The sequence below is a fragment of the Burkholderia cepacia genome (assembly GCF_001039005.1).
Lineage (GTDB): Bacteria > Pseudomonadota > Gammaproteobacteria > Burkholderiales > Burkholderiaceae > Burkholderia > Burkholderia theae.
Genome location: NZ_LDWR01000023.1, coordinates 29,659 through 54,483, shown reverse-complemented (window position 1 = coordinate 54,483; position 24,825 = coordinate 29,659). Strand labels below are relative to the sequence as shown.

The window sequence follows — 24,825 nt, the reverse complement described above, 5'->3', positions numbered from 1 at the left end:
TTGCCGCTTGTCGTGCGCCGCTTCCCGACGCGACGGGTTCGCATTCTATGCCTTTGCAAAAACAAGCTCGCTTCTGTATTATCGAAAGCGGTTTTGCGTGGGACGCAACAGCGAGAATCGAATGAAAAAAGGCGCGAGAGAAACCGGCATCGACCACGTGGGCGCGATGCGCGCGTTCGTCAGGGTGGTCGAAACAGGGAGTTTTTCGGCGGTCGCGAAGGAGATGCACGTGTCGACGTCGACCGTCGCGCGCAAGGTGACGGCCATCGAGGAATCGCTCGGCGTCGCGCTGCTGCACCGCTCCACGCACAGCGTGACGCTGACCGAGGCCGGCCACATCTACCTGGAACGCGCCGTCACGCTGATCGCCGATCTCGACGACACGCTGCGTGTCGTCGCCGAGCTGAATGCGCGGCCGAGCGGCCCGTTGAAGCTCACCGCGCCGGTCGCGTTCGGCCGCCGTCACCTCGCGCCGCTGGTCGCGCCGTTTCTCGCGCGCTATCCGACGATCCAGCTCGACGTGCGGCTCACCGACAACCACAACGACCTCGTGGCCGGCGGCTTCGATCTCGACATTCACGAGGGCGAGAACTACCTGGACAACCTGGTCGTCCACCGGCTGTCGCGCAACGACAGCATCCTGTGCGCGACGCCCGGCTATCTCGACCGCTGCGGGCGCCCGTCGACGCCGGACGACCTGAAGCATCACAACTGCCTGCGTTACGTGCACCCCGAAGGCGATCCGCGCTGGGATCTCGTGAACGGCGACGCGCAGCACAGCGTGCTGCCGGCCGGCAATCTCGTCACCGACCATTCGGAGCTGCTGCTCGAAGCGACCTGCGCGGGGCTCGGCATCGCGGAGTTCGAGATCTGGCTGGTGCGCGACCTGCTCGCGAGCGGCCGGCTCGAAGCCGTGCTGCCGCGCTACCGGCTGCAGAACCGGCTGACGGGCGAATTCATCTACATCGCGTATCTGGCGAACCGGCGCAGCTCGACGAAGCTGCGCGTGCTGAAGGATTTTCTCGCGGAGCACCTCGCGCAGATCGGCGAGCTGTCGGAACGGGAGCTGACGAAGATTCGCGGCGAACGCGCGTAGCGCGCGCGTCCGCATCGGTCAGCGCGCAGGCGGGCGCCGACGCACGCCGCCCGGATCGCGGGCCGGCGGCATCGGCGCGGTGTCGGCATTCAGGCTAGGCCGGCTGCAATTCGAACGGGAACGCGACGTGCCCAATCTCGACGCCCTTCGTATTGAGCATCCGCGGCCGATGAAAGCCGGCCAGTTGCGCGCGTTGCTCGGACGTGCCGATCTGCAACCGCTCGAGGAGTTCGCTGACGACCATGTAGAGCACGTCGAGATTGCCGTCCTCGATCTTCACCGACAGGCCGAGCGCGCCGTCGGCACCGAGCTGCCGCGTGCGTTCCGATGCACGCACGCCGATCCCGTAGCACGCATCCGCGCCGAGCTTGCCGACGACCTGCCCGTCGAACGCGTTCATCAGCACCGTGCAATAGCGCCCGTCGCCGGCGACCAGTTCGGGATGTGCGGTCATCGCGCGATGAATGCGTGCCAGCGCGCGAACGCGCTCGGTGATCGCCCCGCCGCCCGCTTCCACCGTGTCCGCGCCGTCGGCCAGCGATGCATAGAGACGTGCCAACCGATCCAGCGAAAAAGCCGGCGTCGGCAGGTTGCAGCCGTCGATCGCCCAGTCGACTTCGTCGTCGCGCAACCCGCACGCGTCGGCCAAGACATGCTTCACGCGCACCTGCATCGGATGGTCGGGCAGATGGTAGTCGGCCATCGCGGCACCGATCGCCCGCGCGCCGGCCAGCATCCCGACGTGCTTGCCCGAACAGTTGCTGCACACGCCGGTCGGCGTGTAGTCGCGCTTGATCCACGACCGGTACACCGCGTCGGACAACGGCGGATGGCCGCCGCAACGCAAGTCCGATTCGTGCGCGGCCGCCTTGGCCAGCATCGCCCGCGTGCGTTCGATATGCCGGTCCTCGCTGCTGTGCGACGCGCACATCAGCGCGATGTCCGCGTCGTCGAAGCCGAAGCGCTCGGGCGCGCCCGTCTCGATCACCGACAGCGCCTGCGCAGGCTTGGCCGCCGAGCGCGCGAGCGTCATCCGGAACGGATCGCCGAACCGGGCCAGCAACCGGCCGCGGGCATCGACCACTGCCACATGGGCGACGTGCGTGTTCTCGATCGCATTGCCGCGGTACGTGACGACCGCTGCGCGTTGGGTGTCCATCGTGTGTTGTCTCCTTGCTCGGGGCCTGCTTGCCGGGGCCCGTCCAACCGGTACCGCAGTGTATCGAGTCGTCGCCGCCGCGCGCCGGTCGAGCCATGGAAAGCGGTGTTGCACGCGACGCAAAGGCAGCTGCGCCGCCCACGAAAACCTGACTGATTTAGTACAAAAACCATTCAAGTGTTTACATATTTGGGTCTAATTCGTACAATTGCGACCGCTAACGCGAATCATACGCATTTACATTGACGTACTCCGATGTTCCGGCCAGTACTGCCCGCATCGAGAAAACGCGCCCGATCACCGAACCTTCCGTTGCTTCCCGATATGCCTGCCCAGTTCAAGACGAGGCCTCGCGCCCTCGTGTCGGCGCTGACCTGCTCCGTTTTCCTGACGCCGCTGCTCGCCTCCGCCGAAACCGCTCCCGCCTCCGCTCCTGTCACCGACGCACCTGCGACGCTGCCGACGATCGCGGTCCAGTCGTCCGCGCTGTCGGACATGCAGGTGAAGCGTTCGCCGTCGTACAAGTTCACCGCGCCGCTGCTCGATACACCGCGTTCGGTGACGGTGATCCCCGAGCAGTTGATCAAGGAAAAGAACGTCACGTCGTTCGCGGACGCGCTGCGTTCGGTGCCGGGCATCACGTTCCTCGGCGGCGATGCGGCCGCGAACCCGTCGGCCGACCGTCCGGTGATCCGCGGCTTCGAATCGCGCAACTCGATCTTCGTCGACGGAATGCGCGACTCGGGGCTGCAGAACCGCGAGACGTTCGCGGTCGAGCAGATCAGCGTGATCAAGGGCCCCGATTCGGTCTACGCGGGCCGCGGCTCGGTGGGCGGCAGCGTCGACATCGTCACGAAGACGCCGAAGAACGACAACTTCATCAACAGCAGCATCGGCTTCGGCACCGACGGCTACAAGCGCGCGACGGTCGACGCGAACCGCAAGATCAACGACACAACGGCCGTGCGCCTGAACGTGATGGGTCACGACGCGAACCAGGCCGGCCGCAACGACGTGTACAACAAGCGCTGGGGCGTCGCGCCGTCGATCGTGTTCGGGCTGAACACGCCGACCACGGTCACGGTCAGCTACTACCACGTGAACTCGTACGACATGCCGGACTTCAGCGTGCCGTTCCGTGCGTCGGGCGGCACGCCGGTGCCGACCGATCGCGGGCAGTTCTTCGGGCTGAACACGCGCGACTATCGTTACGGGCAGACCGACACCGGCGAAGTGCGCGTCGAGCATCGCATCAACGACGACTGGAAGCTGAAGAACACGACGATGTTCGGCCGCACGACGCTCGATTACGTGGCGACGAATCCGCAGATCCTCGCGTCGAATCCGAACATGCTGAGCCTGCAGGCGAAGAGCGGCAAGTACGCGACGAACGGCATCGCGAACCAGACCGAGGTGACCGGCCGCACGAACCTGTTCGGCATGCAGCACACGCTGACGGCCGGCGTCGAGTTCAGTCTCGAACAGAACCGCTACGAGGGTTACCTCGTCACCGATGCGAAAGGCAACAACATCCGCTCGGGCGGACCGTGCACGGTGCCGGGCAACTGCACGCCGCTCGCGGGCGGCTGGAACCCGAACATGCCGTGGACCGGCAACATCGTGCTGAACGGTGACAAGAGCTTCCCCGGCGCGACGACCAACACGCGCACGACGACCGCGTCGGCGTACCTCTTCGACACGGTCAAGCTGACCGAGCAATGGCTCTTCAACGCGGGGCTGCGTTTCGACCGCTACGACCTCAACGCGAAGCAGGCCGGCGCGGCCGACCTGTCGAACACGTCGAACCTGTTCAGCTACCAGTTCGGCCTCGTGTACAAGCCGGTGCGCACCGTGAGCCTGTATGCGTCGTACGGCACGTCGTCGAACCCGCCCGGCGCGAACGGCGGCCTCGGCGGCGGCACCGACCAGATCACCGCGAACAACCAGAACCTGACGCCCGAGCGCACGCGCAACATCGAGGTCGGCGCGAAATGGGACGTGATCGACCAGCAGCTTTCGTTGACGTCCGCGCTGTTCGACACCGAGAAGACCAATGCGCAGGTCAGCGACGGCCTCGGCCACACGATCAACGCGGGCAAGCAGCGCGTGCGCGGCGCCGAACTCGGCTTCGCGGGCAACCTGACGGACAAGTGGCACGTGTTCGGCGGCTATACCTACCTGAACGCGGTCACGGTCGATGCGGGCCCCGGCAATCCGGGCGGCTCGGGCCTGCCGATGGTGATGGTGCCGAAGCACAGCTTCACGCTGTGGACGAGCTACGACGTGATGCCGAAGCTGACGCTCGGCGCGGGCGCGACGGTGATGAGCAAGACCTACGCATCGGTGTCGCCGACGGTGAAGAAGTGGACGCCCGGCTACGCCCGCTTCGACGCGGCCGCGACGTGGCGCGTGAACAAGACGATGGACGTCCAGCTGAACGTGCAGAACCTGTTCGACAAGAAGTATTACGCGAGCGCGTATCCGATCTACGCGACGTGGGCGCCGGGCCGTTCGGCGATGGTCACGCTCAACTTCTATCAGTAATACCGGTCACGCCGGATGCGGCGGGAAGGCGCGACGCGCCCTTCCCCGCCGCGTCGCAAGTCAGCGAACCACAACCAGCCCTTCGTATTCGAGGCAGCGGCACAGCTTCGCCCACGCCGGCGTATCGGGCCATGCACGCGCGCCGGCATCGATGCGGATCGGCCGCCCGAATTCGCGCGACGCGCACGCCAGCAGCGTGTGCGCGATGCCGCTGCTTCCGGATGGGTTTTTCCGCGATTCCGCTCGACCGGATCGAGCCCGGCGTGCGGGCGCTGGCGCAGTGCGTGCGGATGCAGAGGACGGACACCTGACCGGATGCGAAATGGCGCGCGCATGTCGTTGCGCCGGGCACCGCGCGCGTCACTCGCGCTCACACCGTTGCAGTGTCATCTCGACGAAATAGCGCCGAACGTCCCCGCGTTTCCATTTGTTTAGTAAATCGAATAAAAATATTACAACTCTGTTATTCCGATTGACAGCGGATTCCTCCAAATCCTAGTGTTACGACCCAACAGGATAGCCATAACCCACGGCGAACCCATGGTTCGATCGACCGGGTGATCAACGCAGAAGATGCATATCCGAATGGAGGGGGCAATCATGAATCGATTCACGACGCTCGCGGCGATACTGGCCGCGACGTGTGCGTTGGCGGGATGCGGAGGCGGTGACGGCAGTGACGGAACGGCGGCGTCGATACTGACTGCAAGGCCGTCGAACGCCGTGGCCGATACGACCAATCTCGACGACAACCGCAGCCTGTCGTTGACGCAGTATGTCGATCCGTTGATCGGCACGCTCGCGAGCAATTCACCAAACCCGGTGCCGGCAGGACAGGCCGGCAGCGTCGAGCCGGCCGCCGGCCTGCCGTCGGGCATGGTGCAATGGGCGCCCGACACCAACACCACGCCGGCGCCGAACGACAGCCAGGAGCCGAACTCGCCCGCCGGCTACTACTACGACATCCACTCGATCCAGGGATTCAGCGTGACGCACATGCCGGGGGCCGGCTGCAGCGGCAACAACGGCGAATTCCCGGTCATGCCGACCACCGACGCGACGAAGCTCGTGCCGACCTTCAGTCATGCGAATGAAACGGCCAAGCCCGGCTACTATTCCGTGCTGCTCGATTCGCAGATCAAGGTGGAGCTGACCGCCACGCTGCGCACCGGCTTCGGCCGGTTCACCTACCCGGCCGGCCAACCCGCGCTGCTGGTGCTCGACGCGACGCGCACCAACACGAAAACGTCGACCACCGGTGCGATCACGCAGGTTTCCGACAGCGCCCTCTCGGGCAGCACGATCGGCGGCGGCTTCTGCGGCAACTCGGTGCCGGTGCCCGTGTACTTTTACGCCGCGTTCGACCAGCCCTTCGCTTCGTCCGCGATTTCGCACGGCGTGGCCCAGCTCGGCTTCCGCTCCGGCCAGACGGTCAGGATGAAGATCGGCATCTCGTACGTCAGCGTCGCCAATGCGAAGGCCAACCTCGACGCGGAAAATCGCGGCTGGGACTTCGACGGCGTGCGCACGCAGGCGGACCGCATCTGGAACGACCGCCTCAACGGGATTCGCGTGGCGGGCGGCACGCTCGACGCGAAAAAGAAGTTCTACACGGCGCTCTATCATGCGCTGTGGGCACCCAGCATCTTCAGCGACGTGAACGGCCAGTACATCGGCTTCGACAATACCGTGCATCAGGTCGCCAAGGGCCAGGCGGCACAGTATTCGTCGTTCTCGGGCTGGGACATCTACCGCTCGCTGATCCAGCTGAAGGCGATCCTCAACCCGTCCGAGACGAGCGACATGATCCAGTCGCTGGTCAACGACGCGGATCAGTGCGGCGCGATACCGCACTGGGTCAACGACAACGTCGAGGACGGCGTGATGCCGGGCGATGCCGGTTCGCTGATCGTGTCGAGTGCCCATGCCTTCGGTGCACGGCGCTTCGATACGCGCTCAGCGCTGCAGCACATGGTGAAGATGGCGAACATCCCCGGCACCGCGTGCAACAACGTGACCACCAACGGTGGACGCGCGAGCTACCTGCAGACCGGCTACATCACCAGCGGCGAGTGGGGGCAGGCTTCGTCGACGCTCGAATACACGAGCAGCGACTTCGCCATCTCGAGCTTTGCCGGCGCACTCGGCGATACCGCCACGCAACGCATGCTGCTGGGCCGCTCGGCCTACTGGCAGAACCTGCTGAACACCGCGCTGACACCCCCGCTGATCGCGGCACGGCAGTCGAACGGCGCGTGGATTCCCGAGACGCCGAGCAGCGGCGACAACTACGTGGAGGGCAATGCCGAGCAGTACACGTGGATGGTGCCGTACGATTCGGCCGGCCTGTTCGCGCAGCTGGGCGGCAATACGACGGTAACGTCGCGGCTCGACCAGTTCTTCACGGTACTCAATGCGGGCATGACCCTGCCGAATTTCTACATGGGCAACGAGCCGACCTTCGAGGCGCCCTGGCTCTACAACTGGGCCGCGCAACCGTCGGGTACGCAGCGCGTCGTACAGCAGATCATGGGCACCGCGTTCGGCACCGGCCCCGATGGCCTGCCGGGCAACGACGACCTTGGCGCGGTGTCGGGCTGGTACGTGTGGGGCGCGCTCGGCCTGTACCCGCAGATCCCCGGCGTGGCAGGCCTCGCGATCGGCAGCCCGCAGTTCCCGCAGATCGACGTGCGGCTCGGCAACGGCCGCACCTGGCGGATCCGCGCCGAGGGCGCGCCCGCGTCGAACTATGTGCAGTCGCTGTCGATCAACGGCCGCGCCCACCCTGCCGCATGGGTTGCCTTCGACGACATCGCCAACGGCGCCACGCTGCACTTCGCGATGGGCGGCGCCCCGTCGCAATGGGGCAGCCAGAAACAGCCGCCGTCGTTCGGCGTGCCGGTGGCGCTCAACGCGGCCGACAGCTACAACAATCGCGGCTTCAGCGCGGATGGCGCGACCAATACCGACGGCCAGGGTGCGGACTTCGACGGCAGCCTGTTCAGCTACTCGCTGAACGCGCTGGCGGCCGCGGGCGTGCAGCCGGGCAAGCCGTTCGCGGTAGCCGGCGCCAGCGTGGCGGTGGCGGGCGGACCGCTGTCGCTCGACAATACCGTGACGGTCGGCCAGACCGTGATGCTGCCGCCGGGCTCGGTCGGCACCGGTGTCGTGGTGCTCGGCTCGGCCAACAACGGTCCGAGCAGCGGCATCGCGCAGCTGAACTTCGCCGACGGTTCGAGTCAGGCCGTCACGCTGGCGTTCGACGACTGGACCCTGAACGGCGGCAGCGCGAGCGCCAGTTCGACGGTCGCCGTCACGATGGCCTACCGCAACGGCGGCAATGGTCAGCAGGACAACGTCAAGACCTACATCTTCGCGCAGAAGCTTCCCGTGCCGCCCGGCAAGGTGGTCACGAGCATCGTGCTGCCGCGCCAGGTCAGTGCCGGCAAGATGCACGTGTTCGGCATCGGCATGACGGCCTCGTGATGCCCGCATGACCCGCGGGGGACATCGCACGTGACGATGTCCCCCTGCTCCCGCTGCTCCCTCCTCGTGAGCACGCGTCGCGCAAGTTCGCGCACACGCGTCGTCACGACGCGCGCTGGTAGTAGATGTTCTGCGGATGCCGCGCGTCCGCGAAAAAGAACCAGCGTTCAGCGACCAGCCCCGCATACTGGATCACGAACGCCGCGCCGAGCGCGACGGCTGCCGCGACCGACGTCGGCGCGAGCGCGCCCGCACCGGTCAGCACGAACGGCACCGCGAATGCGCCGATCAGGAAACCGGCCTTCACCGCGCGCAGCGTGCCGTTGCCCTGCCCGTGAAAGAACTCCCGCGTATTGAACGCGCTGGCCGTGAAGCCGCGCGACTTCTGCTCGACCTTTTCATTGCGAATCCCCGTCGCGCTCTGCACGGTCGACTTCGGCCGCAGCCGCGCATTGCGCGCGAGCGACGCGAGCCGTGTCGCGCCGCCCACGAGCGTCAGCACGCAGGCGGCCGCCGCGAGCCGGCCCACCAGCGCCGGCGCGAGCCAGGCCGCGCACGCCGTCGCGAGCGTGCAGCCCGACGCGCAGCCGAGCAGCACGAAGTTCACGAGCGTCAGCGGGCTCGCCCATTCCTGCAGGAAACGCAGGCACGCGTAGATCATCGCGGTGCACACGAACAGCGCGACGCTCGCGAGCGCGCCCGCCGCGCCGATCAGCAGCGTGCCGGACCAGCCGAACAGGTGCGCCGCGCCATACGCGAATGCGCACGCGAGAAACACCGGCAGCGCGATGCATTCGCGCGACAGCCACGACGTGCGCCACATCGCGATCGCGCGCCACGCGCGTTCGGGGTGGCCGAGATGGAAGAACGACGCGAACAGGCCGAGCACGCCGAGCGCGACCGACAGCGCCGCGCCGGTCACGTAGAACGCGGCGGCCACGTCGACGCCGGCCAGCCGCGCCAGCGCCTCGACGATCACGAGCGTCAGCAGCAGGCCCTGTGCGGCGCCGCACAGCGTGGTGAGAAAAACGACCGAAAAGGCTGGGCGCATGGGAACTCCGTCTGGATCTGAATGAAAAACAACGCGCTCAGCGCGGCCTCGCGAGCGAAACGAGATCGATGTCGCCGCGCGCCGCGCGCGCCTCGAACGACGCGTCCGCGTCGCCGCCGCCCGACGTGCTGCCGCATCCGCCGCCGCTGCCGCAACCGCACGACGCTTCGGTCTTCACGCGCGGCAGGTAATGGTTCGACGGCCGCGTGTCCCATTCGGGCATCAGCGCATATCCGCCGCGTTCGCGGATCGCGCGCGACACCTCCGAGTCGGGATCGTGCACGTCGCCGAACAGCCGCGCCGACGTCGGGCACGCGAGCACGCAGGCCGGCTTGCGGTCGCGCTCCGGCAGCGCTTCGTTGTCGATGCGGTCCGCGCACAGCGTGCACTTCGTCATCTCCTTGCGGCCTTCGTCGAGCTCGCGCGCGCCGTACGGGCACGCCCATGCGCAGTACTTGCAGCCGATGCACTTGTCGTAGTCGACCAGCACGATGCCGTCCGACTTGCGCTTGTAGCTCGCGCCGGTCGGGCACACGGGCACGCACGGCGGGTCCTCGCAGTGCAGGCACGATTTCGGGAAGTGGATCGTGTCGGTCATCGGGAACACGCCGGCTTCATAAGTCTGCACGCGGTTGAAGAACGTGCCGGACGGGTCGTCGTCGTACGGGCGCAGGTCGGCAAGGCTGCCGGCCTCGCCCGACGTGTTCCATTCCTTGCAGCTCGTCACGCAGGCATGGCAGCCGACGCATACGTTCAGGTCGATGACGAGGGCCATCTGGGTCATGGTTGCGCTCCTTCGATCAGCTATCGTCTGACTGCGAACCGGCCGCCGTCGCGCGCCGCAGCCGCGCGGCGAATGCGCCGGTTCCCGCGAAATACGCCTGCACGCGCTGCAGCACGCGCGGCGTGCCGGGCAGCGGCGGCATCGGCGCGAACTGCGGCAGCGTCGTCGCCGCATCGGCTTCGGCCGGATAGATCCGCACCTGCACGTCGTACCAGCCGGCCTGCCCCGTCACGGGATCGGAGTTCGACATCCGCGCACCGGCGCGTGCCGCGTCCGGCAACTCGTCGGTGATCACGTGATTGAGCAGGAAGCCGCGCTGCGATTCGCCCGCTTCGGGCCCGAGATTCCATGCGCCGGCCGCCTTGCCGATCGCGTTCCACGTCCACACGGTGCCGGGTTCGACCGCTTCGCTGTAGCGCGCGCGGCAACGCACCTTGCCCCACGGCGACTCGACGTAGATCCATGCGCCGTCGCCGATCTGTTGCGCGGCGGCCGTCACCGGGTTCACGAACAGGTGGTTCTCGCCATGGATCTGCCGCAGCCACGCGTTCTGCGAATCCCACGAGTGGTACATCGCCATCGGCCGCTGCGTGATCGCCGCGAGCGGATAGCGGTTCGCGTCGGTCAGCCCGCTTTCGAGCGACCGATGCCAGAACGGCAGCGGATCGAAATAGCGCGCGATGCGCTCGCGCAGATGGTCGGGCGGCTGGCGGCCCGACGTGCGGCCCTGCGCGGCGAGCCGGAATTTCTGCATCACGTCCGAGTAGAGCTGGATCATGATCGGCACGCCGAACTTGCGCATCCCGTTGTCGACGGCCCACTGCATGTACGGGCCGTTGCAGTTGCGCATGTACTGCAGCGGCTCCGGCAGCCGATGGTGGTACACGCAGTTGTTCTCCGCGTAGCGCTGCCACTGGTCGGGGTTCGGCTCGCCGACGACGGCCTTGTCGCCGTTCTTGCCGCGCCAGCCGATCAGGAATCCGGTGCCCGACTCGGGCGCCGTCTGGAAGTTGATGACGAAATCCGGATAGTCGCGGTACTTGCGTTGTCCGTCGACCGTCGTGAACGCCGGAAACTTCAGCCGGCTCGCGAGCTCGATCAGCACTTCCTGGAACGGCTTGCATTCGCCGGTCGGCGGCACGACGGGCACGCGCACCGAGTCGACCGGCCCGTCGAATTCGGAGATCGGCCGGTCGAGCACCGACATCACGTCGTGGCGTTCGAGGTAGGTCGTGTCGGGCAGGATCAGGTCGGCGAACGCCGTCATCTCCGATGCGAACGCATCGCACACGACGAGGAACGGGATCCGGTATTCGCCGTCGTCGCGCTTGTCGACCAGCATCTTGCGCACTTCCGTCGTATTCATCGACGAATTCCACGCCATGTTGGCCATGAAGATCAGCAGCGTGTCGATCGGATAGGGATCGCCGCGCCACGCATTGGTGATCACCGAATGCATCAGCCCGTGCACCGCGAGCGGGTATTCCCACGAGAACGCCTTGTCGAGCCGCGCGGGCGTGCCGTCCGGATGGATGAACAAGTCCTCGGGGCCCGCCGGCCAGCCGAGCGGGCCGGTGGCGAGCGGTGTGTTCGGCTTGACCTGGGCCGGGTCGTTCGGCGGTTTCGCCGACGGCGGCACCGCGCGCGGATACGGCGTCTTGTGGCGGAAACCGCCCGGCCGGTCGATCGTGCCGAGCAGCGACATCAGCACGGCGAGCGCGCGGATCGTCTGGAAGCCGTTCGAATGCGCGGCGAGCCCGCGCATCGCATGGAACGCGATCGGCACGCCCTTCACCGTCGCGTGTTCCTTGCCCCACGAATCGGTCCAGCGCACCGGCAACTCGATGGCGTGATCGCGCGCGACCGTCTCCATCTCGCGGGCGACGCGGCGGATCGTGTCGGCCGCGATGCCGGTGATGTCGGCCGCCCATTCGGGCGTGCAGCCGGCCACCTGTTCGCGCAGCAGCGTGAACGACGGCGCGACCGGCGTGCCGTCGTCGAGCGTGTAACGACCGTCGAGCGCCGGTTCGGCGCCCTCTGTGTGGTGCAGCACCGCGCGGTTCGTCTTCGTGTCCCACCACATGCGGTTCTGCGGATACAGCGCGTTGACCTCCGGCGCGGCGGCATCGCGCACGAACAGCCCGAACGTGTCGGCGCCGTCGCGCTGGTCGACCAGCTCGGCCGCGTTCGTGAAGCGCGACACGAATTCGACGTCGAACGCGTTGCGCGCGATCAGCTCGTGCATCAGCGCCATGAACAACGCGCCGTCGGTGCCGGGGCGGATCGGAATCCATTCGTCGGCGATCGCCGCGTAACCGGTGCGCACCGGATTGATCGCGATGAAGCGCCCGCCTGCACGCTTGAATTTGCCGAGCGCGATCTTCAGCGGATTCGAATGGTGATCCTCCGCGGTGCCGATCATGAAGAACAGCTTCGCGTTGTCGAGATCGGGGCCGCCGAATTCCCAGAACGAGCCGCCGATCGTATAGATCATCCCGGCCGCCATGTTCGCCGAGCAGAACCCGCCGTGCGCCGCATAGTTCGGTGTACCGAACTGTTTCGCGAACAGGCCGGTGAGCGCCTGCATCTGGTCACGGCCGGTGAACAGCGCGAAGCGCTTCGGGTCGGTCGCACGCAGATGCGCGAGCCGCTTTTCGAGCACGTCGAACGCGACCGCCCACGACACGGGCTCGAACTGCGCGTCGCCGCGCTCGGCGCCCGCCTTGCGCATCAGCGGCTGCGTGAGCCGCGCGGGCGAATACTGCTTCATGATCCCCGACGAACCTTTCGCGCAGATAACACCCTGGTTCAACGGATGCTCGGGGTTGCCGTCGATATAACGCACTTCGCCGTCGCGCAGGTGCACGCGGATGCCGCAGCGGCACGCGCACATGTAGCACGTCGTCGTCTTGATCTCGGCCTGCTCGTCGCGCTCGCGTGCTCGATGCTCCATCGTCTGTCCTCGTTCGCGGATGATGGCGCGCCCCGCCGGGGCGCACCCGTGAATCGGTTCATCCATGCTATGCCGGCAGGCCGTCGACATAAAGTCGCATCCTCCGATCGGTCCTATCGGGCGGACTGATAGTTGGCTAGACAATCCATCGGGCCTGGCCAGGGTCCGCATGCGCGAAGGCCCGGCTCACCAGCCGGGCCTTCGGCGTCATGCGTGACCGCGCATTACCGCGGCGGATAGGCGAGCAGTTCGCTGTCGTCGAGATGCTCGCGACGGCCGCGGCACGTCAGCCCGTACGCGACGCTCAACGATTTGCTGGTGAATGTGTCGAAGATGCGCGACGCGGCCGCCCGGCTCACGCTGCTGCATGCGGCCGATGGCGCGCCGCCGGGCTGACGCGGCCGCGCGCGGTCAGGCGGTCACGCGTTCAAGCGTTCAAGCGAGGTGATAACGCAGCCAGAAGGTTTCGCGGCACGCGTTGTCGAACGTCAGCCGCGACGGGCTGATCGGCCGCGCATCGGGATGGCGCAGCACGTCGTAATCGATCCAGCATTCGGCGCACAGCAGGTCCGACGGCGCACGGTCCTGCTCGACCGAGCGGCGCACGATCGCGCCGTTGTCGAAGCGGTATTCGGTTTCGTCGCGCGTGACTTCGACGTCGTCGTCGGTCCAGCGGTCGTGGGAGGTCGCGTGAGACACGATCGACACCGGGCCGGCGAGCCCGTGAATCGCGGCGACGTAGGAAATGAGCTTGTCCATGAAGAGGCGGCGAACTGGCGGATGGCCGCTTCGCGCAACGCATGCTGCGCGAAGCGGCCCGAGCGGCGAGTATAGCCGCGCGCCGATGACCTTGCCGCCGGCGGGGTTTCGTTGCCGTTGCACCTAGCGCAACGGCCGCGCGCTACGCCTCCAGCGCGAGCAACGCGAACGTCGCGAGCCAGTGCTCGCCCATGTAGTCGCCGGCCACGTGCGCGAGCGCGCTCGCGAGATGCCGGTCGGCCGCGTCGAGCAGCTTCGCGCGCCGCGCATCGCCTTCCGGCAGCGCGCCGGCGAGCGCGCGCTGGCACCACGCGCGGCTCAGGTTCAGCCCGTCGAGGTGCGCGATCTTGCCGTCGCTGCGGTCGCTGACCGTCGCCGGTTCGAACAGCGTCGCCGGCTCGCCGCGCGCGAGATCCGGCAAAAAGCGCGCGAACCAGCCGTCGAATTCGGCTGCCGGCAGCACGCGCCGCATCAGCTCGGCCTCCATCAGCGCGGGCGACAGGAATTCGTCGCCCGACGGCTCCCACGCCTGGCATGCGACGTCGTTCAGGTGCCAGCGCTTCGCGGTATCGACGATCAGCGCCGCGAGCCCGTCGCGCTGCGTGTCGCGCGCGAAGTCGAGCGTGAGCGCCAGCGCGAACGCGGTGTTGAAGTGCGTGCCGACGCGCAGCGGATAGGTCGCCTTCGGCAGGAAGGTCTCGAAGCGCGACACGAACAGGTCGGTGAGCGGCGCCATCGCCTTCGCCCAGCGCGCGGCCTGCGGCAGCGCGCCTTTCAGCGCGAGCCGTTCGAGCTGCGCGGACAGCGCGAGCAGCCACGCCCAGCCGTACGGCCGCTCGAAGCCGCTGTTGTGCGGCAGCGCGAGATACGCGCGCTCGCCGGCGACGTTCGCATCGGTGAAGTGCGCGTCGACGATCGCGACGATGCGCTCGGCCTCCGGCAGCGCCGGATAACGTTCGAGCACGCGCAGCACGAGCCAGTAGCCGTGCACGCACGAATGCCAGTCGTAGCTGCCGTAGAAGATCGGATGCAGCGCGCGCGGCCCCTGCACGTCGTGCGGGCCTTCGAGCGAATGCGTGAGCTTGTTCGGATATTCGCGGGTCAGGTGCGCGAGCGCGAGCGACGCGAATTTCGATGCGAGTTCGGGTGTGAGTCGGTCGGTCATGAGCATCTCGTCCATCGAGTCAGAAGCGGAATACGAACGCATACATCAGCAGTGTGTTCACGGCCAGCAGCAGCACGGCCGTCGGCCACTGCGCCTTGATCACGCCGTTCTTGTCCTTCAGTTCGAGCAGCGCCGCCGGCACGATGTTGAAGTTCGCGGCCATCGGCGTCATCAGCGTACCGCAGAAGCCGCTCAGCATCCCGATCGCGCCGACGATCGCCGGGTTGCCGTGGAACTGGTGGACGATCAGCGGCAGGCCGATGCCGGCCGTCATCACGGGGAACGCGGCGAAGCCGTTGCCCATGATCATCGTGAACAGCGCCATGCCGACCGTGTAGGCCGCGACGACCGCGAACGGCGAATCGATCGGCACCCAGTCCTTCACGAGCCCCGACACCACGCCGCCGACGCCCGCGACCGCGAACAGCGCGCCGAGCGCCGCGAGCATCTGCGGCAGGATCGCGGCCCAGCCGACCGCGTCCATCGTGTGGCGCGCTTCCCTCAGCGCATGCACGGGCGAATCGCGCAGCATCGCGAGCGCGACGACGAACGCGACGATCGTGCCGAGCACGAGCGAGATCAGCGTCACGCTCTTCGGATCGACGAACGGTACGAGCTTCAGCGCGAACGTGCCGATCAGCGTGACCACCGGAATCAGCAGCGCGGGCAGGAACAGCCGGTTGCCGAAGCGCTGCGCGAGGGTTTCGCGCCGCACGGCCGCCGCTTCGCCAGCCTCGTCGGACTTGCCGCGCCCGAGCTTGCCCGAGCCGGCGATCACCGCGAGCGCGATCGCGAGGCAGCCCGTCACGAAATGCGGCAGCTTCGCGCCGAACAGGAACGTGACCGCGTAGATCCCCCAGAACGCGAAATTGACGACGCGGCGCGGGTTCGTGCGGTCCGTCAGGTTGAAGTACGCGAACGCCGCGAACATCAGCCCCGCGAGCGTGTACAGCGATTCGAGGCCGATCATCGCGCGCCCTCCTGCCCCAGCAGGCCGAAGCCGCGCGCGAGCCGGCGATCGAGCAACGCGAGGCGCGTGCAGTGGATCAGCAGCGCGGCGATCGCGGTCGGGATCGCCCACACCGACACCTGCAGCGGCTCGACGACGATCCCGTTCTGTTCGAGAAAGCCCTTGATCAGCAGGATCGACTGGATCGCGATGAAGATGTCCTCGCCGAAGAACACGGCGATGTTGTCGACGCCCGATGCATGCGCGCGGATCTGCTGGCGCACCGACTCGGGCAGCTCGCCGTGCCGGTTGACGGCGGCGGCCTCGGCCATCGGCGCGATCAGCGGCCGCACCATCTGCGCGTGCCCGCCGAGCGACGTGAGGCCGAGCGCGGCCGTCGCCTGGCGCAGCACGAAATACAGCATCAGCACGCGGCCGGTGGTCGCCGCCTGCACGCGCGAGATCATCCGCCTCGCCTGTTCCTTGAGCCCGTTGCGCTCGAGCAGCGCGATCACCGGCAGCGTCAGCCAGATGAGCCCCATGTAGCGGTTTTCGGTGAACGCCTTGCCGAACGCGCTGACGATGTCGACGAGATTCAGCCCGCCCGCCAGCCCCGTCGCGAGCCCCGCGATCGTGACCACCAGCAGCGCGTTGAAGCGCAGCGCGAAACCGATCACGACGATCGGCACCCCAATCAGCACCAGCATTGCTCTCCTCCTTGTGTCGGATCCACGGCGCCTTCGCAACGCGCCGCCTGCCCGGTTTGGACCGGGCTCGAATCGCGAAATCTAACACGAGACTTTATCGATAAAAAGTCGACAATTTGCTGCTTCGGGTAAACGTTGAAAACCTGTCCGGGTCATGTGTGGGCGGCGTTTCATCGGAGGAATCGGTGGCCGGCTGGCCGCCGCGGGCGCGTCCATCGCGGCACGGATTTCCTGCCCGGGCGCGGCGAGCGGCCGGCCGCCGCGCGTGGCGGAGCCCCGGTGCGGCGACTACACTGGAAAGCATCTGCAACGTACGGGAGAGCCGCCATGATTGACGTATTCCAGACCATCGGCAGCCGCGCGTTCTCCGCTCATCTGGCGAAGGACGGGATGGTGACGCTGATGGAGCAGCGCAATGAAGTCGACCGCGTGACGCTCGCGACCGCCTATGCCGCGCTCGTCGAGGAGTCCGAGCAGGAATCCGACCTGCTCGATGCGACGGTCGAAGGGATGATGCGCGCGCTGATCCAGGGGTACGCGCGCAGCCATTGACGGCGATCGACGGCACGGCCGCGCATCCGCTGCGCGGCCGGTTGCCCGTTCGGGTGCCGTTATGCGGCCGGCGTGCCGGCGCCCGTGCCGAACCACCGGCCCGCGCGCAGTTGCCCGTAGTCGGCCTGCGTGAAGATCCTCAGCAGGTTCGATACGGCGCCGTTACTGCCGCGGTCGAGCTGGGTCAGGAAGGCCTCGACCTCGTCTCGCCCCGCAAACAGGATCGTGCCGAAGTAGCGTTCGCGCTCGGCGTCGGACAGGTTCGTCGCGCGCAGCTGGTACGGATGGTGAAGCGCCGCGAACAGGAAGTAATAACGCTCGGCGTCGTCGCGCAGCACACGCACCGCGTCGCGGTCGACCGGAAACTCGCGGTAGAACGATGCGTGCCCGCTCTCGATGTCGATCCGGTACAGCAACCGGCCGTCGCGCTCGATCACGACCGGTGCGTACGGATCGCGACTGACGAGCGTGGTGTCGGGCGCGGTCACGGCGCCCGCCTTGCGGCCGGTTCCCCGCCGATGCCGCGTCGCCCTGCCGATGGCGTGACACACAAGCACGCGAAGATGGCGCGCACGGTCATGCGAAAACGGGGTTTCTCGTTCATGTCGCTCGGCAGCATTCGTTCAGTGGAAGGAGTAAACGGCGCGCCATGATCGCACGGCGTACCGTCGGCCAGCCACCTGGCGACCGGTTTTCGCGGGCCGCGCGGCGTGCATCGGCCGCCCCCCGACCTACCGCGCACCATAGAGGAAATGCACTGAAAAGGCCCATGGCGAGAATTTTTCGATTGCCGCCGCCCGCGCCGCATGACAGCATGCTGGGCGTTGCCAACCGAAAAGAATGCCGCGCCGTCCGGCCGCCGATAACCCGCCCGGCGGCACCGAACAGGCAGCCCCTTCCATGAACCCGGCCTACCTCCAACACTACGAACCGACCGGAGAATTCCGCTTGTGAACATCGGCATCGTCAACGACCTCCCGCTAGCCGTCGAGGCGATGCGCCGCGCGATCGCGCGACGGCCCGAGCACCGCGTGCTGTGGGTCGCGACCGACGGCGCGCAAGCCGTCGAACTGTGCGCCACGCAGCCGCCCGACGTCGTCCTGATGGACCTGATCATGCCGAAATTCGACGGGATCGAAGCGACGCGGCGGATCATGCGATCCGAACGACCGTGCGCAATCCTGATCGTGACGAGCTGCATCGGCGCGAACGCATGGCGCGTGTTCGAGGCGATGGGCGCCGGCGCGCTCGACGCGGTCGATACGCCGCGATTCGGCGACGGCGCGGCCGGCGACACGACCAAACTGCTGCTCGCGAAGATCGACCAGATCGGCCGGCTGCTCGATGCGCCCGGCGGCACGCGCCTCGCCGCCACGGCCATCCGCGCGGGCGGCGGCCCGCTGGTCGCGATCGGCGCATCGGCCGGCGGCCCCGGCGCACTGGCGTCGATCCTCGGCAGCCTGCCGGCCGATTTCAGCGCGCCGATCGTGATCGTGCAGCACGTCGACCGCGCATTCGCCGAAGGCATGGCGCAATGGCTCGACGGCCAGACCCCGCTCACCGTGCGCGTCGCCTGCGAAGGCGACCGCCCGCAGCCGGGCGTCGCGCTGCTCGCCGCAACCGACGATCACCTGCGCATCACGCACTCCGGCACGCTCGAATACACCCGCGAGCCGGCCGCCACGCCGTATCGGCCGTCGGTCGACGTGTTCTTCAACAGCCTGACCGAGCACTGGCCCGGTCGCGTGATCGGCGTGCTGCTCACGGGGATGGGACGCGACGGCGCGATCGGCCTGAAGGCGCTGCGGATGAAGGGCTACCACACGATCGCGCAGGACGAGGCGACGAGCGCCGTGTACGGTATGCCGAAGGCGGCCGCGACGCTCGGCGCGGCGCGCGCGATCCTGCCGCTCGGGCGCATCGCGGGCGAGCTGGCGACGCTCGCGCGGATCTGAGCCCGACAATGAACACGCGCGACACCCATGCCTGCCCTTGCAACAACCCGCATCAATCATGACCAGTGACCTGACTCGCCCGCCGGGCAGCCCGTACACGCCGCACGTCGACGTGCCGGCGATGGTGCTGCTGGTCGACGACCAGACGATCGTCGCCGAAGCCGTGCGGCGCGCGCTCGTCGACGAGGACGGCATCGACTTCCATTACTGCCCGCGTTCGGACGACGCGATGGCCACCGCGATCGAGACGCGGCCGACCGTGATCCTGCAGGACCTCGTGATGCCCGGCACCGACGGGCTGAGCCTCGTGAAGGAATACCGCGCGAATCCGGCGACGCGCGACGTGCCGATCATCGTGCTGTCGACGCAGGAAGAGCCCGTGATCAAGAGCGCCGCGTTCGCGGCCGGCGCGAACGACTACCTCGTGAAGCTGCCCGACCGCATCGAGCTCGTCGCACGCATCCGCTACCACTCGCGCTCGTACATGAACCTGCTGCAGCGCGACGAAGCCTATCGCGCGCTGCGGCAATCGCAGCAGCAACTGCTCGAGGCCAATCTGGAACTGCGGCGCCTCACGCACTCGGACGGCCTGACCGGGCTGTCGAACCGGCGCTATCTCGACGAATACCTGGCCGCCGAATGGCGGCGCGGCACGCGCGAGCGCAGCGAGCTGTCGCTGCTGATGATCGACGTCGACAATTTCAAGCTGTACAACGACACGTACGGGCACGTGTCGGGCGACAGCGTGCTCAAGCAGATCGCATCGACCATCGAGCGCTGTCTCGGGCAGTCGGGCGACCTCGCCGCGCGCTTCGGCGGCGAGGAGTTCGCGGTCGTGATGCCGGCCACGTCGCCGGGCGCCGCGCGGCTGCTCGGCGAGAAGATCCGCCTCGCGGTCGAGGCGCTGCGGCTGCGGCACGCGCATTCGTCGACAGGCAACACCGTGACGATCAGCATCGGCGGCGCGACCATCGTGCCGGCGCCCGGCATGCCGACGACCACGCTGATCGAGGCAGCCGACCGCGCGCTGTATCGCGCGAAGCACGAAGGCAAGAACCGCGTCGAGATCGATTTGACGCCGACGCCGCCGGGCGCCGGCGGGTTCGGCGCGCCGCCCGGCGAATGAGCCCGGGCGCCGCGTTCACACGGCGCCGAGCCGGCGCGCGTAGTCGTTCGGGTCCAGCGGACGGCTGAACAGGTAGCCCTGCTGCATGTCGCAGCCGATCTGCTGCAGGAACCACGATTGCGCCTGCGTCTCGACCCCTTCGGCCGTGACCTTCATCCCGAGCGAATGCGCCATCGCGACCACGGCCTGCGTGATCGCGACCGAATCGTGATGATCGGGCACGCCCGACACGAACGAGCGGTCGACCTTCAGGTTGTGCAGCGGAAAGCGCTTCAGGTACGCGAGCGACGAATAACCGGTGCCGAAATCGTCGACCGAGATCCGCACGTTCATGTCCGTGAGCGCTTCGAGCATCGGCAGCACGGTGTCCGTATCGTTCATCAGCAGTCCTTCGGTGATCTCGAGTTCAAGCGCGGACGGATCGAGCCGCGTTTGCGCGAGACAGCGGTCGACCGATTCGACGAGCCCTTCGTGGAACTGCCGCGGCGACAGGTTCACGGCCAGCATCAAGTCGGGCGCGATCGTGCGGCGCCATTCGGCCGCCTGCCGGCATGCGGTTTCGAGCACCCACTGGCCGATCGCGACGATCTGCCCGGTGTCTTCGGCAACCGGAATGAATTCCGCGGGCGACATCGGCCCGAGTTCGGGGCTGGTCCAGCGCAGCAGCGCCTCGGCGCCGACCGTGCGGCCGCTGCGCGCGTCGACGACCGGCTGGTAGGCGAGCCGCAGCATGTCCGTCGTGAGCGCGCGCCGCAGCGACTGCTCGATCGCGAAACGGCGCTGCAGCCGCAGGTTGAGCTGCGCGGTGAAGAACGTGAAGTGGTTGCGGCCCCGCTGCTTCGCGTCGTACATCGCCGAATCGGCGTTGCGCATCAGCGTGACGGCGTCGTCGCCGTCGCGCGGCGCGACGCTGATCCCGATCGACACGCCGAGCCAGTACTCGTTGTTCGCGATCGCGAACGGCTTCGCGATCACGTCGATCACCTCGCGCGCGAGCACCTCGAGGCGCTCCGGATCGTCGCAGTCGTCGACGAGGATCACGAACTCGTCGCCGCCGACGCGCGTGAGCGCGTACTGGCCGCCCCCGCAAGCCGCGAGCCGCGACGCGACGCTGCGCAGCAGCGCATCGCCCGCGTCGTGGCCGGCCGTGTCGTTGACCTTCTTGAAGCCGACGAGATCGATGAACAGGATCGCGACGCGCGCGGGCCCGGCCGCCGCATCGCGATCGCCGAACAGTTCGCGCATGCGCTCGGCAAGCCAGCGGCGGTTGTAGAGGCCCGTCAGCGCATCGCGCGTGGCCAGGTAGCGCAACTGCTGCTGCGCTTCGCGCACCGGGCCGATGTCGTTGAACGATACGAGCACCGAGTCGGCCCGAAGCTCGCCCGGCTTCACGATCGGCACCGCGTTGCCGCGCACCCAGATGATGTCGCCGTCCGCCAGGCCGAAGCCGACCGTGTAGTCGAGCATCGGCGTGGCCGTCTCGAGCGCGAGCCGGCTCGGCCAGTCGTCGGGCGCGATCGGCGTGCCGTCCTCCTGCAGCTTGCGCAGGATCACCGTCGACAGCCGGCGGCCGACGAGGTCGCCCTTCACGCGCAGCATCCGGTTCGCGCTCGGGTTGCTCGCGACCACGACGCCGTCGCGCGACACGACGAGGATCCCTTCGTTCAGGCTGTTGACGACGAGCCGGTGATGTTCCTCACTGCGCGCGAGTTGCCGCACCATCCGGTCCTGGTGCACCGCGAGGCCGACGCTGTTGCCGATATCGCGCAATAGTTCGGTTTCCTCATCGCTTGGCCGACGTGGCCGGCGATGATAGACGGCGAACGCGCCGAGCACGACGCCCGCTTCGTCCAGGAACGGCACCGACCAGCACGCGCGCAGGCCCAGTGGCAACGCGAACGAACGGTAGTCGGCCCACAGCGGATCGGTTTCGATGTCCTCGACGGCGACCATCCGGCGCTCGTACATCGCCGTGCCGCATGAGCCCGCCGCGGGCCCGATCGACGCGCCGTCGATCGCGGCGCTGTACTGCGGAGGCAAGGACGGCGCGGCGCCGACGCGCACGTGCACGCCGTCGGTATCGAGCAGCAGGATCGTGCAGGATGCGCCGTCGCCGAGCAAAGTCTCGGCACGCCGGCAGACTTCGATCAGCAGTTCCGGCAGCGGTGTGTTGCGCGTGATCAGCCTCAGCACGCTTTGCTCGGACGCGAGTAGTTCCGCCGCGAGACCGAGGCTGTATCGAGAGCTTTGCGGTTCGGTATTCAAGTTGAATCCTGCCGTCTGTGCGACCGGGTCTGATACGCCCGATTCGTTATCGATCCTTCGTGCCGTTTTTCGCTCCGGGTTTACGCCGATGCCCGGTGCGCCCCGTTGCGCACCGAGCCAAGGTGCGCCGAAATACATTTAACACCAATCCGTGACGCCCCGCGCATCCGCGAGCATCAGGGGTTACGCGCGGTCGCGGCGGCGCTTGCGGCCGCCAGTCAGCTTATCGAAAGACTTGCGCGCCGTGCAACGGCCTCGGGCACATCCGTGTGCCGCGCGCGCCGCCCTTGAAATCGATTCGTCGGATTGTGGCAGCGCCCTGCTTCCGCCCCGGTCAACCGTCCGCGCCGGAATGCGGGCGCGTCACGGCTTTCAGCGCATCGATCGCGGCCGCGACCGACACGCCCGCGGGCACCGCATACTGCGCACCGCCCGTCAATCCTTGCGGATGTGTTCGGCCAGGAAGTCGATCAGCAGGCGCACGCGCGGCAGCAGCCCGCGTCGCGACGGAAACACCGCGTGCATCACGCCGCCCTTCGGCGCCCATCCCGGCAGCACGTCGACCAGCGTGCCGTCGCGCAGGTCGTCCTCGACGACCATGCACGGCAATTGCACGATGCCGACGCCGTGAATCGCCGCATCGCGCAACGCATGCATGTCGTCGGTCACGAAGCGCGGATGATGGCGCAGCTGCGCGTGCTCGCCGTTCGGCCCGACCAGTTGCCACACGTGATGCCGCGCCGGCCCCCAGTCGAGGCTCGGCGCGCCGGCCAGCTCGGCCGGGTCCGACAGCGCGGCGCGCCCGTCCAGCCACTGCGGCGCGGCCACCAGCCGCTGCGGGCTGTCGCCGAGAATGCGCATCACGAGATCGCTGTCCTCCAGCGGCGGAAAACGCACGCGCAGCGCGAGGTCGAACCCTTCGCTCAGCGGGTCGACGCGGCGGTTCGTCGCCTCGAGATGCACCTGCACCTGCGGATGAATCGCCATGAAACGCGCGACGAGCTCGCTCACGCGATATTCGAGCAGCGCGGTCGGGCAACTCACGCGGACGATGCCCCGCGGCTCCGCGTGCCGGCGCTCGATCACCTCGCGCGCGGCATCGGCTTCGACCAGCACGGCGAGGCAGCGCTCGTAGAATTCGCGCCCGGTTTCCGTCACCGTGAAGTGACGCGTCGTGCGCTGCAGCAGCCGCACGTCGTACCGCGCCTCCAGCGCCGCGATGCGCCGGCTCAACGTCGATTTCGGGACATCCAGCGCGCGCCCCGCCTGCGTGAACCCGCCGTGTTCGACCACTTTCACGAAATAGTAGAGGTCGTTCAAGTCATCCATGATTGTTCCATTCATAGAACACTGACGCCATTTTAAGGGACTGGAATGCCGGTTGTTCCACGAATAGCATCTTGATTCGACGTGGATCGACGCAGTCGAGGCGGCCGGGAATGATTTCATTTCAGCCGGTTCCCTCGGCCGCCCGGCCGATTCACCGAGCTCGGGGCTCCCCCTCATTTCCTGCACTGTCTCTGGAGGCAACCATGGCAAGCGAACCGATTCGCGACCCGGCGAACGACCACCTGCTCACCCCGCAGAACGCGGCGTTCATCGTCATCGATTACCAGCCGGTCCAGGTGAACTCCATCGCGTCGATGGATCGCCAGTTGCTGGTCAACAACATCGTCGGCGCATCGAAAGCGGCCGTCGCGTACGACCTGCCGATCGTCCACTCGACCGTCAACGTAAAGACGGGCCTGAACAAGCCGCCGATCCCGCAACTGCGCGCGGCGCTCGAAGGTTATCCGACCTACGACCGCACGAGCATCAACTCGTGGGAGGACGTCGAATTCCGCAAGGCCGTCGAGGCGACCGGCCGCAAGAAGCTGATCATGACCGCGCTGTGGACCGAAGCGTGCCTGACGTTCCCGGCACTCGACGCGCTGAAGGCCGGCTACGAGGTGTACGTGGTCGTCGACGCCGTCGGCGGCACGTCGGTCGCCGCGCACGAAGCCGCGCTGCGCCGCATCGAGCAGGCCGGCGGCCAGATGATCAGCGTCGCGCAGCTGTTCTGCGAGCTGCAGCGCGACTGGGCGCGCAGCGCCACCGTGCCGGCGTTCATCGATCTGTTCATCGAAACCGGCGGCACCGCCGGCATCCAGTTCTCGTACGACAAGAGTTGACCGGCCCGGCGCGCGCGGCCGCGGACATATTCCCGCCGGCGGCCGCACGCGCCCATGCCGTGCCCGTTTCATCCGTTCCGGCAGCACCCGGACGGCATCGCGG

The 24,825-nt window shown here is 67.6% G+C and carries 19 protein-coding genes; 7 read left to right on the top strand and 12 right to left on the bottom strand.

From position 1 onward, the window contains the following. Positions 1 to 121: 121 nt before the first annotated feature. On the top strand, positions 122 to 1,096 hold the full coding sequence (locus VL15_RS14545; protein WP_048246332.1) for a LysR family transcriptional regulator: 975 nt from the start codon (positions 122 to 124) through the stop codon (positions 1,094 to 1,096). A 94-nt stretch (positions 1,097 to 1,190) separates the two neighbouring features. On the opposite strand, the gene VL15_RS14540 is transcribed toward VL15_RS14545, so the two are convergent. Beyond that, positions 1,191 to 2,255: an asparaginase gene (locus VL15_RS14540; RefSeq protein WP_048246331.1), complete on the bottom strand. Its 1,065-nt coding sequence runs from the start codon at positions 2,253 to 2,255 to the stop codon at positions 1,191 to 1,193. A gap of 324 nt (positions 2,256 to 2,579) precedes the next feature. Here VL15_RS14540 and VL15_RS14535 point away from each other — a divergent pair, with 324 nt between their 5' ends. Continuing rightward, complete coding sequence (locus VL15_RS14535; RefSeq protein ID WP_048246330.1) at positions 2,580 to 4,799, top strand: TonB-dependent receptor; 2,220 nt, start codon at positions 2,580 to 2,582, stop codon at positions 4,797 to 4,799. A gap of 600 nt (positions 4,800 to 5,399) precedes the next feature. Beyond that, complete coding sequence (locus VL15_RS14530; RefSeq protein ID WP_155420213.1) at positions 5,400 to 8,285, top strand: GH92 family glycosyl hydrolase; 2,886 nt, start codon at positions 5,400 to 5,402, stop codon at positions 8,283 to 8,285. Positions 8,286 to 8,388: 103 nt separating this feature from the next. On the opposite strand, the gene VL15_RS14525 is transcribed toward VL15_RS14530, so the two are convergent. From VL15_RS14525 to VL15_RS14495, 8 genes are all read right to left on the bottom strand, one after another. Continuing rightward, a complete protein-coding gene (locus tag VL15_RS14525; protein ID WP_048246328.1) occupies positions 8,389 to 9,336 on the bottom strand; it encodes a dimethyl sulfoxide reductase anchor subunit family protein in 948 nt (315 codons plus the stop codon). 37 nt (positions 9,337 to 9,373) lie between these two features. After that, positions 9,374 to 10,120, bottom strand: coding sequence for a 4Fe-4S dicluster domain-containing protein (locus tag VL15_RS14520; protein WP_048246327.1), 747 nt, complete (start codon positions 10,118 to 10,120; stop codon positions 9,374 to 9,376). 16 nt (positions 10,121 to 10,136) lie between these two features. Next, a complete protein-coding gene (locus tag VL15_RS14515) occupies positions 10,137 to 13,073 on the bottom strand; it encodes a molybdopterin oxidoreductase family protein (RefSeq protein WP_048246326.1) in 2,937 nt (978 codons plus the stop codon). A gap of 224 nt (positions 13,074 to 13,297) precedes the next feature. Then, positions 13,298 to 13,432, bottom strand: a complete 135-nt coding sequence (locus VL15_RS43580; protein ID WP_268991205.1) for a hypothetical protein — start codon at positions 13,430 to 13,432, stop codon at positions 13,298 to 13,300. 76 nt (positions 13,433 to 13,508) lie between these two features. Next, positions 13,509 to 13,832: a hypothetical protein gene (locus VL15_RS14510; RefSeq protein ID WP_048246325.1), complete on the bottom strand. Its 324-nt coding sequence runs from the start codon at positions 13,830 to 13,832 to the stop codon at positions 13,509 to 13,511. A gap of 142 nt (positions 13,833 to 13,974) precedes the next feature. Beyond that, the gene (locus VL15_RS14505) at positions 13,975 to 14,997 is read right to left on the bottom strand and encodes a DUF2891 domain-containing protein (protein WP_048246383.1); all 1,023 of its coding nucleotides are present in this window, start codon (positions 14,995 to 14,997) and stop codon (positions 13,975 to 13,977) included. A gap of 19 nt (positions 14,998 to 15,016) precedes the next feature. Next, the gene (locus VL15_RS14500) at positions 15,017 to 15,967 is read right to left on the bottom strand and encodes a DUF979 domain-containing protein (protein ID WP_048246324.1); all 951 of its coding nucleotides are present in this window, start codon (positions 15,965 to 15,967) and stop codon (positions 15,017 to 15,019) included. After that, positions 15,964 to 16,653: a DUF969 domain-containing protein gene (locus tag VL15_RS14495; RefSeq protein ID WP_048246323.1), complete on the bottom strand. Its 690-nt coding sequence runs from the start codon at positions 16,651 to 16,653 to the stop codon at positions 15,964 to 15,966. The genes VL15_RS14500 and VL15_RS14495 overlap by 4 nt, the downstream gene beginning before the upstream one ends. A 327-nt stretch (positions 16,654 to 16,980) precedes the next feature. Between VL15_RS14495 and VL15_RS14490 the strand changes: the two genes are divergently transcribed. Next, positions 16,981 to 17,205, top strand: coding sequence for a hypothetical protein (locus tag VL15_RS14490; RefSeq protein WP_048246322.1), 225 nt, complete (start codon positions 16,981 to 16,983; stop codon positions 17,203 to 17,205). A 59-nt stretch (positions 17,206 to 17,264) separates the two neighbouring features. Here VL15_RS14490 and VL15_RS14485 read toward each other — a convergent pair whose 3' ends face one another. Then, a complete protein-coding gene (locus VL15_RS14485; protein ID WP_048246321.1) occupies positions 17,265 to 17,693 on the bottom strand; it encodes a hypothetical protein in 429 nt (142 codons plus the stop codon). A 462-nt stretch (positions 17,694 to 18,155) separates the two neighbouring features. On the opposite strand from VL15_RS14485, the gene VL15_RS14480 reads away from it, so the two are divergent. After that, positions 18,156 to 19,160: a chemotaxis response regulator protein-glutamate methylesterase gene (locus VL15_RS14480; protein WP_048246320.1), complete on the top strand. Its 1,005-nt coding sequence runs from the start codon at positions 18,156 to 18,158 to the stop codon at positions 19,158 to 19,160. A 58-nt stretch (positions 19,161 to 19,218) separates the two neighbouring features. Next, complete coding sequence (locus VL15_RS14475) at positions 19,219 to 20,286, top strand: diguanylate cyclase domain-containing protein (RefSeq protein ID WP_048246319.1); 1,068 nt, start codon at positions 19,219 to 19,221, stop codon at positions 20,284 to 20,286. 15 nt (positions 20,287 to 20,301) lie between these two features. Here the strand turns inward: VL15_RS14475 and VL15_RS14470 are convergent, their stop codons facing one another. Both VL15_RS14470 and VL15_RS14465 read right to left on the bottom strand, forming a co-directional pair. Continuing rightward, a complete protein-coding gene (locus VL15_RS14470) occupies positions 20,302 to 22,551 on the bottom strand; it encodes a putative bifunctional diguanylate cyclase/phosphodiesterase (RefSeq protein ID WP_048246318.1) in 2,250 nt (749 codons plus the stop codon). Positions 22,552 to 22,986: 435 nt separating this feature from the next. After that, entirely contained in the window at positions 22,987 to 23,880 is an 894-nt protein-coding gene (locus VL15_RS14465; protein ID WP_048246317.1) for a LysR substrate-binding domain-containing protein, read from the bottom strand. Positions 23,881 to 24,083: 203 nt separating this feature from the next. Here VL15_RS14465 and VL15_RS14460 point away from each other — a divergent pair, with 203 nt between their 5' ends. After that, positions 24,084 to 24,722: a hydrolase gene (locus tag VL15_RS14460; protein WP_048246316.1), complete on the top strand. Its 639-nt coding sequence runs from the start codon at positions 24,084 to 24,086 to the stop codon at positions 24,720 to 24,722. The last annotated feature ends 103 nt before the right edge of the window (positions 24,723 to 24,825 follow it).

Excerpts from the sequence above, each read along its gene's own strand:
- VL15_RS14545 (WP_048246332.1), top strand. The coding sequence starts at position 122 with ATGAAAAAAGGCGCGAGAGAAACCGGCATCGACCACGTGGGCGCGATG.
- VL15_RS14540 (WP_048246331.1), bottom strand. The coding sequence starts at position 2,255 with ATGGACACCCAACGCGCAGCGGTCGTCACGTACCGCGGCAATGCGATC.
- VL15_RS14535 (WP_048246330.1), top strand. The coding sequence starts at position 2,580 with ATGCCTGCCCAGTTCAAGACGAGGCCTCGCGCCCTCGTGTCGGCGCTG.
- VL15_RS14530 (WP_155420213.1), top strand. The coding sequence starts at position 5,400 with ATGAATCGATTCACGACGCTCGCGGCGATACTGGCCGCGACGTGTGCG.
- VL15_RS14525 (WP_048246328.1), bottom strand. The coding sequence starts at position 9,336 with ATGCGCCCAGCCTTTTCGGTCGTTTTTCTCACCACGCTGTGCGGCGCC.
- VL15_RS14520 (WP_048246327.1), bottom strand. The coding sequence starts at position 10,120 with ATGACCCAGATGGCCCTCGTCATCGACCTGAACGTATGCGTCGGCTGC.
- VL15_RS14515 (WP_048246326.1), bottom strand. The coding sequence starts at position 13,073 with ATGGAGCATCGAGCACGCGAGCGCGACGAGCAGGCCGAGATCAAGACG.
- VL15_RS14510 (WP_048246325.1), bottom strand. The coding sequence starts at position 13,832 with ATGGACAAGCTCATTTCCTACGTCGCCGCGATTCACGGGCTCGCCGGC.
- VL15_RS14505 (WP_048246383.1), bottom strand. The coding sequence starts at position 14,997 with ATGACCGACCGACTCACACCCGAACTCGCATCGAAATTCGCGTCGCTC.
- VL15_RS14500 (WP_048246324.1), bottom strand. The coding sequence starts at position 15,967 with ATGATCGGCCTCGAATCGCTGTACACGCTCGCGGGGCTGATGTTCGCG.
- VL15_RS14495 (WP_048246323.1), bottom strand. The coding sequence starts at position 16,653 with ATGCTGGTGCTGATTGGGGTGCCGATCGTCGTGATCGGTTTCGCGCTG.
- VL15_RS14490 (WP_048246322.1), top strand. The coding sequence starts at position 16,981 with ATGATTGACGTATTCCAGACCATCGGCAGCCGCGCGTTCTCCGCTCAT.
- VL15_RS14475 (WP_048246319.1), top strand. The coding sequence starts at position 19,219 with ATGACCAGTGACCTGACTCGCCCGCCGGGCAGCCCGTACACGCCGCAC.
- VL15_RS14465 (WP_048246317.1), bottom strand. The coding sequence starts at position 23,880 with ATGGATGACTTGAACGACCTCTACTATTTCGTGAAAGTGGTCGAACAC.
- VL15_RS14460 (WP_048246316.1), top strand. The coding sequence starts at position 24,084 with ATGGCAAGCGAACCGATTCGCGACCCGGCGAACGACCACCTGCTCACC.